A 13496-nucleotide genomic window follows, 5' to 3' on the forward strand; every position below is an offset into this window, starting at 1 on the left:
CTTAGATACCCTCCATGAATATATTGACGATCTCTTTGATCTCGTTCCATTCCTCGACCGTTTCCTTCAAGTAGGCTCTGCCGAGCTTCGTGATCTTGTAATAGCGCCGCTTGCCGCCGTGCGAGATGTCGCCGAGATACGATTCGATCAGCTCCTTGCGTTCCAGCCGCTGGAATACCGCGTAGAGCGTCGCTTCCTTGATTTGAAACCGGTCGTCGGTCCGGACGCTGATTTCCTTGGAAATCTCGTAGCCGTAGCGGTCTTCTTCGTAAATCAACCGCAAAATAATGGCGTCGAGATGGCCGCGGATCATGTCGCTTCGGAGCATAGGGGGTCCTCCCGTTCCTGCACGCGAGCCGTGCGAGTACGTTGTCTTATCGTGCTCTGTCTCGTGGTGCTCTGCCTGGTAGTGCTCTGTCTCGTAGTGCTCTGTCTGGTAGAGTTCTATCTGATGGAGTAAATGTAGCATATCATTACTCTATGTGTCAAAGTAATTTTTCAACCGTCCTCGGACAAGAAAAAAGCGCCCGTGCGTGACGTCAAATTTGTTGAGAAATAATTTTTCGGGAAGAAGCCGAACACTGGATTTTGCAGCTGAAATCATTCGTTCAGTGTGTATACTGCCCGAATGTTAATCGATTTGAAGCGAAGGATTTTAACATTTTTTTAATTTGGCGTTGACAAAACAATTGATCTACATAGGTTTTTTTGTAGTACGATAGCATATCCGGCATTTGTCCGTTTCTAGGATAAAGCCGGGCAAGTTAAATGTTATTCGTTTACTTCGTCATAGAGGAGTCTTATCGCTTTCGGTTCTTAAATCGATCTGATCTTTAAAAACACCATTTGTGCATGTTCTAATTCATGTTCTCTTGGGCGCTTGTCACAAGGAACGAAAGAGAGCTTTCGGCGAATGAACTGATTTCACAATTACTTCATGTTCAGTTAACACAATCAGACTTGAGTAGGCGAAATTATGTAGTATGATGGCGTAATTTCTGTTTGTTCGTTTCTCATGAATCGGATGAGCAGGAAGGCTCAAAAACGTCTTCGGTTTTATTTACAGAATATTCTGAAATAATTTCCAAAAAGGAGTCATTGACTTGCAGCCTCAACTCATCTTCTTTGATTTTGACGACACTCTCTACAGTCATAAAACCCAACGCGTATCAAGCAGTACGCGGGATGCCTTGATCGAACTGCAGGCACGCGGCCATACGATCGTAATTGCAACAGGCCGGGGACCTGCATCGATGGCGTTTATCCAAGAGCAATTGGCTGTTCCGTGCGACACGATGGTCTTCCTCAACGGTCAACTGATCTTTCGCCGGCGTCAGAAAATATTCGAACGTTTTATTGCGCTGCCATCCATGGACCGGATGATCGAAATCGCGAGGTCCTGCGGCATTGCTTACGGCGGGCATTATGAATACGGCGAGATCGTGGACCATGTAAACGAGCGGGTTGAAAAGGTCTGGCACGATTTCGGAAGCAAGCTTCCGCATGTGCGGGATCGTTTCGAGAGGAGCCATCCTTTATATCAAGCGCATCTCTATATCACTCGGGAAGAGGCACGACATGTCCAGGACTTTTTAGACGACTATGTAATCAACTGGTCTCATGACTATTTAGTCAATCTGATTTCAAAAGAAGCCGGCAAATCGCAGGCAGTTCGGTGGCTCTTGCAAGAGTCTGGCATCCCGACGGATCGCTCGTTTGCCTTCGGTGACGGATTTAACGATGTTGACATGCTGCTGGCAGTCGGTCACGGCGTCGCGATGGGGAATGCATCGGATGCGTTAAAGGAGGTGGCAGAGCTGATAACCGGATCGGCTGACGAAGATGGGATTCGACAGGCGTTAACCTCATACGGGCTTTTGTAATCTCGATTCACTATGGAGCGATTAGCTTCCTAATTACCGGAACCGGATTGGAATGATTAGACATGGAATTGTTCGTTGGACTCGATTTTCCGGCTTCTGTCTCGCAAGAGTTGAAACGCGTTCAACGCGCGCTGCGCGTTTTCGACCCGTCAGGCGCTTACGAACCGAAAGAAAACTTTCATTTGACGTTGCATTATATCGGGGAGGTTGCTAGTCCTGACGCACTGACCGAACGATTGCTTAAGGTCAACCGCAAACCGTTTGAATTGACGCTTCATGAGCTCGGCATGTTCGATATTGTCGGCGGTAACGTGGTGTGGGTCAATGTCAGAGCGGAACCTCGTTTGCATGACCTGCATCAGCGCATAAGCGGAATTTTAGCGGAACTGAGCACCGGCAAGAAGCAATATTCGTTCGATCCTCACATCTCGATTGCCTATGACTGCCGTGCAAACATTTCGGATGTCTTTTCATCCTGTACGGTTGCGGCGGTAACTTTTGAAGTGTCGCGCTTTTATCTATATGAAGTGAGTGACTTGCCTGAAGGCATGCGTTTCCGTAAGTTAAACGATTTCGAACTGAAGGGCTGAGGCGTAAGCATGGAGACTAAAACGATATCGATCATTGGCATCAACGATTTCCATGCCGAGATCTTCGAGACCGATTATACCCTAGGCTGCGCTAAATTGTGCGCGTTGGTGGAGCAGGAGAAAAGAGTTAATCCCCATACGATGGTCGTGTTCGGCGGCGATAATTTCAATGGAGATCCGGTATCGGAGGAGCTGGCAGGCGAACCCGTGATTGAACTGATGATGCGTCTGGGAGCAAAGGTATCCGCCGTAGGCAACCATGAGTTCGAGTATGGCGTAGAGAAGCTTCTCGATTGGTCGAGGCAAGGCGAGTTTACGTTCGCTGCGGCCAATGTCGTTGACAGAAAAACAGGAGAAATTGCGGCCGGATTCCAACCGTACGTCATGGAAGAGATCGCGGGCATCAAGATCGCGTTCATCGGGTTGTCCGCATCGGAGCAGCTGGACCGTCCCGGCCTTTCCATCCATACCCGCGCTCTGGCTATTGTGGACGGCGCCCGCGAAGCCCGGAAATGGGTCGATTATCTAAATCGCGGCTTGGATCCGAAGGGCAGACCGGATGCTATCCTCGCGCTGACGCATTATGGATTGAAATATACCGCGGACCGTTCCGCTCTTACAGGCGAGGAAGCGATCGAGTTATGCACGCAGGTTCCCGAGCTGTCCGGGTTATTTACCGCGCACTGGCACCAATTCATCCGTTCGGAGGTCCGGCAGGTGCCCGTGGTGCAAGGGGGCAGCAATAGCAGAGGGTTTGCCAAGCTGACGATCGAGTTCTCGCCGGGCAAAGAAGTGCTGCGCGTGACGCCCGATTATCTGGATGCCAGCGGCTTCGTCAGCCAAATTCCGCCGAACGAGGAGATGCAATGCAAGCTGAACGAATACAAGCAGCGGACAAGGGACAAGCTTGGGGTCGTACTCGGCCGTTTGGAGGACGAGGTTGTGCATAAATCCCCCTTGACGGCGGAGGTGGATATGGAAGGGACGCCGCTAACGAAGCTGGTGACGGATGTGATGCGCGCTGCGACAGACAGCGATATTGCGCTCCTCTATTCGGGCCGCATGGGGCAAGGCCTTCCATCGGGAGCAGTAACCGTGTATCAGGTTCGCAAGCTGTTTTACTTTAATGACGAATTGATCACGTTGAGGCTTAAAGGTTCGGATCTGATTCGCAATATCGAGAACGGCATCAGCACGCTGCGGGTCGAACGGGCTTCGCCCCTTGCCGTAAGCGGATTACGCATTGTAGCCGACTATGCCAAGCCTCACGGGGCGAGAATCGAATCCATCGTTCTTGAGAACGGGCAGTCCATTGACCCCGATCGCTATTACAAAATCGTCATCGACGAATGGTTGGCTTCCGACGAAATGGGCTATGAGTTCTCTTCGGGCATCGAACGAAGGCATACGGGCGTATTCCTGCGAGATCGCCTGATTCAAGAGATTAGCGACCGGAAAGTGCTTAAAGCCGAGTCTCCGACGTCGATCAAAGTGAAAAACAAGCAGGGAGATGGACATGCTTAGATCCAAACGAAAGAGATTGAACGTGCGTTATGACCATTCGGCTTACTTGTATCTACTGCCGGCCTTTTTGCTGCTCGGGCTCTTTACGGTATACCCCATCATCCATACGTTCATCACCTCCTTTAAGCCGGACTACCGGTTTTTAACCGGGGAGCACAGAGGATGGGGAATCCGTCAGTATCGCGAAGTCATGCAAGATCCTGTGTTCTGGCGAGCGCTTATGAACACCCTGTTCATCGCTTTCGTCTGCGTGCCTTGTTCAATGATCGTCTCTTTATTGCTGGCGCTTGGTCTGAACGCCATCAAGCGGGCGAAAGGATTGTTCGTCACGATCTTCTACCTGCCTCAGGTAACCAATGTCATTGCGGCGGGCATGGTATTCACCTTTATCTTCAACACCCATTTCGGACTTATGAACGCCGTTCTCGGATGGTTCGGAATCGAGCCGGTCGCCTGGATCAGCGGCGAAGGCATTCTAAGTTCACCGCATCGGTACAACGTCGCCTACATGCACAGCTTGTTCATCTTATTCGCGTATAGCGTATGGGACGGTTTGTCTCTGCATATCCTTCTCTTCCTGGGCGGACTTCAGAATATCGACAGGTCCTACTACGAAGCCGCGAGCTTGGACGGTGTCAGCCGATGGACGATTATTCGCAAAATCACGCTGCCGCTGTTATCGCCGACCTCTGTTTTTGTTTTCGTGACCTCCGTCATTTTTTCGTTCCGGGCGTATGCCAGCGTCATAGCCTTGTTCGGGGGTTCGTTCGGACCGCCGGGAGATAACTCCAAGATGATGATTACGCTTGTCGGTTATATTATGGATGCTTTAGGCAGCTACTTAACGCCCGGCGCGGTAAGCAGCGCAAGCGCCGCGGCGGTGATCCTGGTCCTGATGGTTATGATCGTCGTGTACCTGCAATTGAAATGGACGAAGGGAAAGGTGTTCTACCAGTGAAAGCTGCAGCAAAACTCAGTCAAGCGGCGCTGTATCTGTTTTTGGCTTTAGCGGCGGCAATGACGGTGGTGCCGTATTATTGGATGATCAGCACATCCCTGAAATCGGCAGCAGAGGTTGTTCGCGTACCTCCCACTTTGTTTCCGACAGAGCTGCGGAGGCACAACTATATCGATGCTATTGTTCAGGCACCGCTGCTTACGTATGTACGCAATAACTTGATCGTGGGTATGGCGACGGTAACGACGAGTACCTTCGTATCCGTGTTGGCGGCATTCGCTTTCGCCCGGCTGCGTTTCCGCGCGAAGAACGTCCTTTTCTTCGTTGTTCTATCCATGATGACGATCCCGCAGGAAATGTTGATTATCACTAATTTCCAAACGATCGCGCACTGGGGATGGATGAATACCTGGGAGGCCCTGATCGTGCCGTACTGCGTGAACCCGTTTAACATCTATCTGCTGAGGCAGACGTTCATGCAGGTTCCCGACGAGCTGTATCAAGCGGCGAAGGTCGATGGATTAACCAACTTTCGCTACTTGACGAGCATCGTGCTCCCGCTCTCCAAATCAGCCGTGGTGACGACTCTGATCCTATCGATGATCGTGATCTGGCATACCTTTGCCTGGCCGAATTTGGTCACGACCCAAGACAGCCTAAGGCTTGTTTCGAACGGGCTGCAGAACGCCTTCACCAGCAGCGTCGGCACGATTGCTTATGAATTACAGATGGCAGCAGCGGCAATTGTCACGTTTCCCTTGATCATCATGTTCCTCTTGCTGCGCAAGCAAGTGCTTTCTGGCATGATCCGCGGGGGCATCAAAGGCTAGCGGGCGGTGTCGAACATTTATATCCCGGCGGGGTTCATCGAACCTGCCTTTATAGCAAACACAACGTTAAGGGAGAGAATACCGAACATGAAAAAAGCGATCTTATCCGTCCCTATGGCCTTATCCTTAATCTCGTTGACCGCTTGCGGCCATAATCAAACGTCCGAAAGCGGGAACGCCGGCAAACCAGCCGCTTCGTCCGCCGGTTCATCGGCCTCTCAGGGCGCTCTGGAAGCCTCCGTTCAGCACCTATTGAACGACAAGAAGGAGGTTCGTATTTCGTTCTGGACGGGAACCGGGGCCGCGAACTACCCGATGCTTCAAAAGATGGTCGATGCCTTCCAAGATCGCTATCCGAATATCAAGGTAGACCTATCCAATCAGGGGGCAATTGGCGATTTAACGGACAAGCTGACGCAGAATATCGTCTCGAAGTCGACACCGACGTTGTCCAATATTGACGCTGCGACGTTTCCCGAATACATCAGTAGTCAAGCGATCGTGGACCTGATGCCGTACTACCAAAATAAAGAGATTGGAATGACAGCCGGCAACAGCGGACCTTTCCGGTATTATCTGGATGAGGTGAAGAGCTTTGGTCCGGAAGGCACGATGTTTGGATTTCCAACCAATAAAAAAACGTCCGATGTGCTGATTTATAACAAATCGTACTTCGACAGCAAAGGCTGGCAGCCGCCAAAAACGTGGGACGAGGTCGCGAGCTACGCGAAATCGATCAAAGAAGAAACGGGCAAACCGGGCTTCAGCTTCGATAATTCGTATGGGGACGCTCCTTTCAAACTGCTCTCCGAGCAATGGGGCAGTCCCTACATTAACGCTGACGGAACGATTGCTATCGACAACGAGGCCAGCAAGGCGGCGCTGAACTTCTATAAAGGAAATATGGACACCGGCTATTTTACGATGCCCGAGCTGCTGCCCAGCACGGAAGGCAAAAAATTTACCAGCAACGCATTCGTAAAAGAAGAGACGTATATGTTCATCGGAGCGGCAGCAGGGGTGCAGTTTGCGGTACCCAAGCCGGAAGCGGGCCAGAAAAGTTTTGAAGTCGGCGTCGCGCCTTTGCCGCAGAAGGATCCCGGCCATCCTGTGAGTTTCTCCAAGGGGGAAGACTACGTCATCTTCGCAAATGCCACGGAAGATGAGCGCGCCGCCGCGTGGCTGCTCATCTCATTCTTGACGGATGCGAAGCAAAACGCAGATTGGCTTATCCAGACGGGCAACCTGCCCATCGGCCAAGCGATGCTGGAGGAAACAACCTATAAGCAATTTCTGTCGGCAAAACCGAGCGACGGTTCAGCGTACTATCGGGCTGCGGCGGTCAATGCGGTTCTTGCGTCGGGGGATATGGCCTTTAATAAAGTCATTCCGAAGTCGAGCCAACTGGCTCAAGCGGTCGGCGATATGTGGGAAGCCATCATGATCGGCGGCGGAGACGTTGATCAGCAGCTCCAAGCTGCAGTCGATAAGGTAAAGTAACCTCAACTCATTACCCTCGGAATTCGAAAGCAATGTACCGGCCGTCCCGTTTTTGGAGCCAGTCCGGTAAGAGGGCTAGTAGAGGCGAAATGGCGGTGATGGGCGTCATTCCGTTTCGCCATTTCGCCTGCATGCACATCCAAATGTTTGCGCCTGGGAGAGGACGAGATGGAAGACCATAAGTGTGAAGTCATCCTGCTTGAAACGAGCGATCTTCACGGGGTTGTTTTGCCTAGAAGTTACGCGGATGGAAGCGAGATCGGATATGGGCTTGCCCGCATTGCCGCGATCGTGCGGGAAATTCGGCAGAATGATCCGTATACGCTGTTAATCGATAATGGAGACTGCCTTCAAGGCACTCCGATGACGTATTATCATGCGAAGGTCGACAACACGGCTCCCAATCCGGTTATTGCCTGCATGAACGCTCTCGGATACGATGCAGCCGTGCTTGGCAATCATGAATTTAACTATGGCCTGCCGTATTTGCGAAGCGCCGTCGGGGCGTCGGCCTTTCCTTGGCTTTCGGCCAATACGATCGATGCCGTAACCGGAGTCCCGCTGTTCGGAAAACCCTATATGATCCGCGAGATGCCGAACGGCTTGCGGATCGGGGTGTTAGGCTTAACCACGGCTCATATACCGAATTGGGAGCAGCCGCAGCATATTGAAGGCGTTCGGTTCGGGGACGTCGTGGAGGCTGCGCGGCAATGGGTGAACCGCTTAAGGCAGGAAGAGCGCGTTGACGTAGTGATTTTGTCTTACCACGGCGGCTTAGAGCGCGACCCGATGACCGGAGAGCCAACGGAGCCGCTTACCGGCGAGAACGTCGGGTACAGAATTTGCGAGCAGGTCAGCGGTATCGACGTACTGCTGACGGGGCATCAGCACCGCGCGATTGCCGATTGTGAAATCAATGGCGTTTGCGTTGTTCAGCCTGCGAACGAAGGCCGTTTTTTAGCGAAAGTAACGCTGCAGCTTGCCAAGGGAGAAGGCGGCTGGTCCGTAAAGGGCAGTCGGTCGGAGTTGATCTCTGCAATGAATTACCGGCCCGACGAAGAGATTACGCGATGCGTCGAAGAGGTTGAAGCAGCGACGCAAGCATGGCTGGATCAACCGGTTGGTCTCGTCGAAGGGGACATGACGATAACATCGCATGCGGACGCCCGGCTGCACGAACATCCGTTAATCGAATTCATTCATCGCGTGCAAATGGAAGTTTCCGGAGCGGACATTTCCGCCACCGCCTTATTCGACGACCAATCCAAGGGATTTAGCCAATGCGTCACCATGCGCGATATCCTTTCGCATTACGTTTATCCAAATACATTGAAGGTGCTTCGTATTTCAGGGGGCGATCTACGAGCAGCATTGGAAAAGTCCGCGGAATACTTTGATCTTGATGCCGGAGGCGAAATTGTCGTAAACCCATCCTTCCTGACGCCGAAACCGCAGCATTACAATTACGACATGTGGGAAGGCATTCATTATACGCTGGATATTTCACAGCCGGTCGGCAGGCGGGTGACGAAGCTGGAGCAAAATGGTCAATCCCTTGACCAAAACGAGCTATTCGAGGTGGTCATGAATAATTACCGGGCCGGAGGCGGCGGTAATTTTACAATGTTTCAGCATAAGCTCGTCGTGAAGGATATACCGACCGATATGATAGAACTATTAGCTGATTATATCCGGAATGGCGGGCGTCTCGTGGCGACGGCAAACCGAAATTGGAGCATCGTTAACGGAGAGCGCAATAAATAAGATTACGATCGGAATGACACGCATCATTTCCCCGCAAAGGCCGCGTAAATCGCGGTCTTTGTGTTCGTGTGCTATCCCGCGAGATAATCCTAGGAAAATTTACAATTTCAAAGAAAAATTTTAACAATACACGAGATTTACTCTCGAGTTTAGTTAATGGTTCATAGATAAAATAAATTGTTCATTTAAGGATGGTTGTTGAAGGCAATCATTTATTCGAAATAAGAGGAGAGTCAACATGAGAAGGTTTCAAAGAAGCAAAAAATGGCCGGCGATGGTGCTGGCAATCGCGACCGTACTGAATCTATCAAGTTTCGGTGCTTTGACTGCCCATGCAGATCCGCTGGGCGAAGCAAACGTCTTGAAAAGCGAGAAGATTTCCTCCGGCGTCAACTTCACCTCGGAGGAATACAATAACTACTATAAAGCGAACAATCGCGTCGTCGTTAACCGTCTGGATGTTAATCCGGCCGACTCGAATACGAAGATCATCACCGCCAAGGCGTACGATACCATCAGCGCCGTGGAAACGATCGGCGATCAGGCAAACCGCGAAATTTTGAAAGGCAATCAAGTCATTGCCGGGGTCGACGGCGATTTTTACGATATTGATCCGGCATCCGGAAATCCGCTAGGGTTAATGATGAAGGACGGCGAGCTGATTGTCAGCCAGGCGCCAGACGAACATGCAAGCAATTACCGCACCAGCTTTTATATGGATAACGCCAATAAACCCGGAATTGACCAAATTCATGCCGAAGGAAAATTTTCGGTAGCGGGTACCGATTATGACGTAAACCTGCTTAATCGAAACCAGGCCGTCAATAACGGTTTAGTCATCCATACGAGCAAACTTACGAAAACGCGTAAAATGACCCATAATTATGCTGCCGACAGAGGCAAATCCGTGTTCGCGTTGATCCGCGTGGGCAACCATTTCGACGGCGTTCATCCGGGGCAAACTTACACGGGTACCGTCGTTAACGTAACGTCCACGGAAGGCTTCGATATACCTGACGATTCCGTCGTTCTGGAAGGCGTAGGCACGTCGCAACCGATCGTACAGGCGTTAGAGACGAACGCCGAGGTGAGCTTTACATACGATTTGTATGCGGGCAAGGACGCGGACAACCACGATGTCTTGAAGAACGATATCGTGACTTCGCTTACCTCTAACGCTTGGCTTGTACGCGACGGCGCAGCGGTGACGACCGGCGATCCGGCCGCAAACGCACGCACGGCATTGGGCATGAAGGCGGACGGCAGCCTTGTCGTGGTAACCGTAGACAAGCCAAGCTCTAGTTATACGGGGAGCGTCGGAACAGGTCTTCCCGATCTTGCGAAATACATGCAAGAAGCGGGAGCCGTCAATGCGCTTAATCTGGACGGCGGCGGTTCAACGGAAATGATCGTACGCCAAGCGGGCAGCGATCGTCCGGTAACGATAAGCCATCCCGGCGATGTCAATGGATCGAGGCTCGTTTCGAGTTCCTTGCTATTCGTCAGCACGGCGACGAAAGGCACGACCGTCGGCAATGTGGTCGTCGATAAGAACGTGACGCTCTATACCGGCTCGAAATACGATTTCTCCTATCGGTTGGCGGATGAATTCGGCAATCCGATCTCCGGCGGCAACGGTCCGGCAGCCTGGGCGTCGACCATCGGAACCGTCGACGCGAACGGCCATTATCTCGCGAATGCCGGCATTGGCGCAGGGGAAGTATCCGCGACGGTCGACGGCGTGAAAGGCAGCGCGAAGGTATCGGTCGTGGATACCGTTTACAATGCGGCCTTTACGAGCAACAACGTGGTCATGATCAACAATCAGCAAAAGCAATTCGGGTTCACCGCGGTCGACGCCTCCGGCAATCAGGTCTACATCGATCCTTCCGTCGCGGCTTGGAGCCTTTCCGGCGGCATCGGGGAAGTCGACGCGAACGGACTCGTCTCGACGAACGGGAACGGCGGCACGGGCACGCTTACGGCAACATTCGGACCGTATACGATAACGACGAACGTCACGGTCGGTCCCAAAGAGCAGATCATCGACAACTTCGATACCGTATCGGACGGGACCGGAATCAATCCGAGCAACTTCCCGATTCAGGGTTACCATTTTAGCGGGACGGCCTATCCTACGAACCCGAATGCCGCAAGCAGCCCTTATTTCAGCTTCTCCACGACGATTAAGCATTCGGGAGACCGAAGCTTTAAGATGGATTACGATATGGCCAATTGGAGTAAAGCCGCAAACGGCACGTTGAATTGGATTCCGCATTGGTATAAGGGCGCAAATTGGAGCGATGACCTTGCGGCAGCGATGGATAAGTCCTATAAAACCGATATCTATCCGAAGAAGTTCGGGATTTGGGTATACGGCGACGGCAAAGCGCCTTGGCTCAGAGTCATATTCAAAGACGGTACCAACACGAACAAAACGCTCGATCTGACGACCGAACGGAGTAAAATACATCATTTCCGGCAATGGCGCGGATAAAACCTATGTCTCGCACGGAGACGGGGATATGCTGGGAAGCGGAAAAATCACGCTTACGGGCGGCAAGATGAAATTTACCTACGATCCGCTGCTCACGAAAACGTACATTAAAAACGAAGCCATCATCGGCAATAAGATGAATGCGGTCATCGGTTCCACGGTCCAATTGGACATGTTCGGCGATTTCCGCGAGTATCCGGCCAATTACGTAACCCAAATCAACAATCACGAATTGGTCGGAATCAAGTGGAGCTCCAGTAATGAAGCGGTTGCTTCCGTGGACGAGAATGGCGCGGTGACATCCAAGTCAAGCGGTTCTACGGTTATCACGGGAATTTCCGGAGGGAAAGCCAGCTCCGTTACGGTCGAGACGGTAAAACCCGAGGACGTAAAACCGATCAAGCTCGATTTGTCCGTTCCTGCGGAACCTCAAGTCGGCGACACGTTCATCCCGACGATTAAGGCGACCAACGCTTACGGCGCGGTTTACGCCCTTGACGCGAAGGACGTTACGTTCAGCTTTAAGAACGGAAAGGCACGCCTGCAAGAGGATGGCGTTCTCATTGCGGATGCCGAAGGCGAAGAAGAAATTACGGCGACGTTCAGCGGGCTGAAGGCGACGGCCGCTACCAAAATCGTTGCCAAGCCGACGCCGCCTGCAGATCCGGGTAATTCCGGCCCGATCGTGATCGCGCCTCCGACTACACCGGACGTCGATCTCACCAAGGACAGCATCGTGAAATCCGACGTCTTCGCGGAACTCGCGAAGGACAAGAACGCGACGATGACGTTCGCGGGCAACGGCTACAAATGGAAAGTCAATGGCTCGGACATCACGAATCCCAACGCTGCCGTGGACTTGGGCGTCAACGTCAAACATCAAGCTCCAATAGGGAAAATTTCGACCCCCGTTCAAGTCAATGCAAAGAAAGTCGTTCTGGGCTTGTCTCTCAACCAAAACGGTGCCCTTCCGGGGAAAATGACGCTTGAACTCCCGACGGGCAACGAACAAGCGGGCAAAAAGCTGTTCTTCTACGCGGTAAATTCCGCCGATCAAGCGCCTGCATTCGTATCCGAGCTTACCGTTGACGAAAACGGAACCGTTGCGATTCCGTTCACTTCCTCGACGGCGGCGGAGTACGTGCTCATGACGCAAAAGATCTTGGATTTCAAAGACGCCGATGCGCACTGGGCGAAAGCAGACATCTACTATCTGGCGGGTAAGGACATGATCAGCGGCGTTAACGACAGCCAGTTCTTGCCGAATAACGCGATCACGCGCGGCGAATTCGTCAAGCTGATCGCCGGAGCGGCGGGGGCGGACGTGTCCGCGTTCACGAACAGCTCGTTCGCGGACGTCAAGCCGGCAGACTGGTATTCGCCTTACGTCGAGTGGGCGAAGCGGAATAACATCGTGCTCGGGGTTCAACCGGATGCGTTTGCGCCGAACGAGAAGATTACGAGGGAACAAATCGCGGTTATCCTCGTAAGACTGTCCGATTTGCTCGGATATACCTTGAAGGGCAATGCGCAGCCGGTTCATTTCGCGGACGAAGCCAACATTTCCGCTTATGCGCGCGAAGCCGTGAATAAGGCGCAGCAAGCCGGAATCATAAGCGGCATGCCTAATCATCGGTTTGCGCCGGCGAAGAGCGCAACTAGAGGCGAAGCGGCCAAGATGCTGGCGACGTTGCTCAAAGCCATGGAACAGTAAAATCAATACAGTCGTCGCGAGTTCATGCGAGGACGAAACCAAACGATCGCTTTCCGGCATCTTGGATGCCGGGGAGCGATCGTTTTTGGCTTTAGGCATCGACTCGGAGAATGGGGCTCGATGGACCACGGGCGGCACGCACTGCCACGAGATCGATGAATGGCTGCGCTCAGCATCGAAATAGCTTCGATATCGCCCAAGCGTAAAATGAGGACGGAGATGAGGCGAAAGACGCT

The 13496-nt window shown here is 52.3% G+C and carries 10 protein-coding genes; 9 read left to right on the forward strand and 1 reads right to left on the reverse strand.

From position 1 onward, the window contains the following. Nucleotide 1: 1 nt before the first annotated feature. Nucleotides 2–328 carry a PadR family transcriptional regulator gene (locus BMZ79_RS01310; RefSeq protein ID WP_090635889.1) on the reverse strand — a complete coding sequence of 109 codons (327 nt, stop codon included), beginning with the start codon at nt 326–328 and terminating at the stop codon, nt 2–4. Between the two features lie 775 nt (nt 329–1103). On the opposite strand from BMZ79_RS01310, the gene BMZ79_RS01315 reads away from it, so the two are divergent. The 9 genes from BMZ79_RS01315 (at nt 1104) to BMZ79_RS01355 (ending at nt 13260) form a co-directional block, all read left to right on the forward strand. Continuing rightward, the gene (locus tag BMZ79_RS01315; RefSeq protein WP_177221944.1) at nt 1104–1883 is read left to right on the forward strand and encodes an HAD family hydrolase; all 780 of its coding nucleotides are present in this window, start codon (nt 1104–1106) and stop codon (nt 1881–1883) included. Between the two features lie 62 nt (nt 1884–1945). Then, on the forward strand, nt 1946–2473 hold the full coding sequence (thpR, locus tag BMZ79_RS01320; RefSeq protein WP_090635893.1) for an RNA 2',3'-cyclic phosphodiesterase: 528 nt from the start codon (nt 1946–1948) through the stop codon (nt 2471–2473). A 9-nt stretch (nt 2474–2482) separates the two neighbouring features. Next, nucleotides 2483–3997, forward strand: coding sequence for a bifunctional metallophosphatase/5'-nucleotidase (locus tag BMZ79_RS01325; RefSeq protein WP_090635894.1), 1515 nt, complete (start codon nt 2483–2485; stop codon nt 3995–3997). Next, complete coding sequence (locus BMZ79_RS01330) at nt 3990–4955, forward strand: carbohydrate ABC transporter permease (protein ID WP_177221945.1); 966 nt, start codon at nt 3990–3992, stop codon at nt 4953–4955. Before BMZ79_RS01325 ends, BMZ79_RS01330 begins: the two co-directional genes overlap by 8 nt. Continuing rightward, nucleotides 4952–5785, forward strand: a complete 834-nt coding sequence (locus tag BMZ79_RS01335) for a carbohydrate ABC transporter permease (RefSeq protein WP_177221946.1) — start codon at nt 4952–4954, stop codon at nt 5783–5785. Before BMZ79_RS01330 ends, BMZ79_RS01335 begins: the two co-directional genes overlap by 4 nt. Nucleotides 5786–5872: 87 nt before the next feature. Then, on the forward strand, nt 5873–7285 hold the full coding sequence (locus BMZ79_RS01340) for an extracellular solute-binding protein (protein WP_090635899.1): 1413 nt from the start codon (nt 5873–5875) through the stop codon (nt 7283–7285). Nucleotides 7286–7453: 168 nt separating this feature from the next. Next, nucleotides 7454–9049 (forward strand): bifunctional metallophosphatase/5'-nucleotidase, encoded by a 1596-nt coding sequence (locus BMZ79_RS01345; RefSeq protein ID WP_090635901.1) that lies wholly within the window; start codon nt 7454–7456, stop codon nt 9047–9049. A gap of 238 nt (nt 9050–9287) precedes the next feature. Further along, nucleotides 9288–11546: a phosphodiester glycosidase family protein gene (locus tag BMZ79_RS01350; RefSeq protein ID WP_090635902.1), complete on the forward strand. Its 2259-nt coding sequence runs from the start codon at nt 9288–9290 to the stop codon at nt 11544–11546. A 28-nt stretch (nt 11547–11574) separates the two neighbouring features. Continuing rightward, complete coding sequence (locus BMZ79_RS01355; RefSeq protein WP_090635904.1) at nt 11575–13260, forward strand: S-layer homology domain-containing protein; 1686 nt, start codon at nt 11575–11577, stop codon at nt 13258–13260. The last annotated feature ends 236 nt before the right edge of the window (nt 13261–13496 follow it).

The organism is Paenibacillus sp. UNC496MF (assembly GCF_900113915.1).
Classification (GTDB): domain Bacteria; phylum Bacillota; class Bacilli; order Paenibacillales; family Paenibacillaceae; genus Paenibacillus_Z; species Paenibacillus_Z artemisiicola.

Bases quoted from the DNA above. Each gene is read 5' to 3' on its own strand.
- BMZ79_RS01355 (WP_090635904.1), top strand. From the start codon at position 11,575: ATGCTGGGAAGCGGAAAAATCACGCTTACGGGCGGCAAGATGAAATTT.
- thpR (WP_090635893.1), top strand. From the start codon at position 1,946: ATGGAATTGTTCGTTGGACTCGATTTTCCGGCTTCTGTCTCGCAAGAG.
- BMZ79_RS01340 (WP_090635899.1), top strand. From the start codon at position 5,873: ATGAAAAAAGCGATCTTATCCGTCCCTATGGCCTTATCCTTAATCTCG.
- BMZ79_RS01330 (WP_177221945.1), top strand. From the start codon at position 3,990: ATGCTTAGATCCAAACGAAAGAGATTGAACGTGCGTTATGACCATTCG.
- BMZ79_RS01310 (WP_090635889.1), bottom strand. From the start codon at position 328: ATGCTCCGAAGCGACATGATCCGCGGCCATCTCGACGCCATTATTTTG.
- BMZ79_RS01325 (WP_090635894.1), top strand. From the start codon at position 2,483: ATGGAGACTAAAACGATATCGATCATTGGCATCAACGATTTCCATGCC.
- BMZ79_RS01345 (WP_090635901.1), top strand. From the start codon at position 7,454: ATGGAAGACCATAAGTGTGAAGTCATCCTGCTTGAAACGAGCGATCTT.
- BMZ79_RS01350 (WP_090635902.1), top strand. From the start codon at position 9,288: ATGAGAAGGTTTCAAAGAAGCAAAAAATGGCCGGCGATGGTGCTGGCA.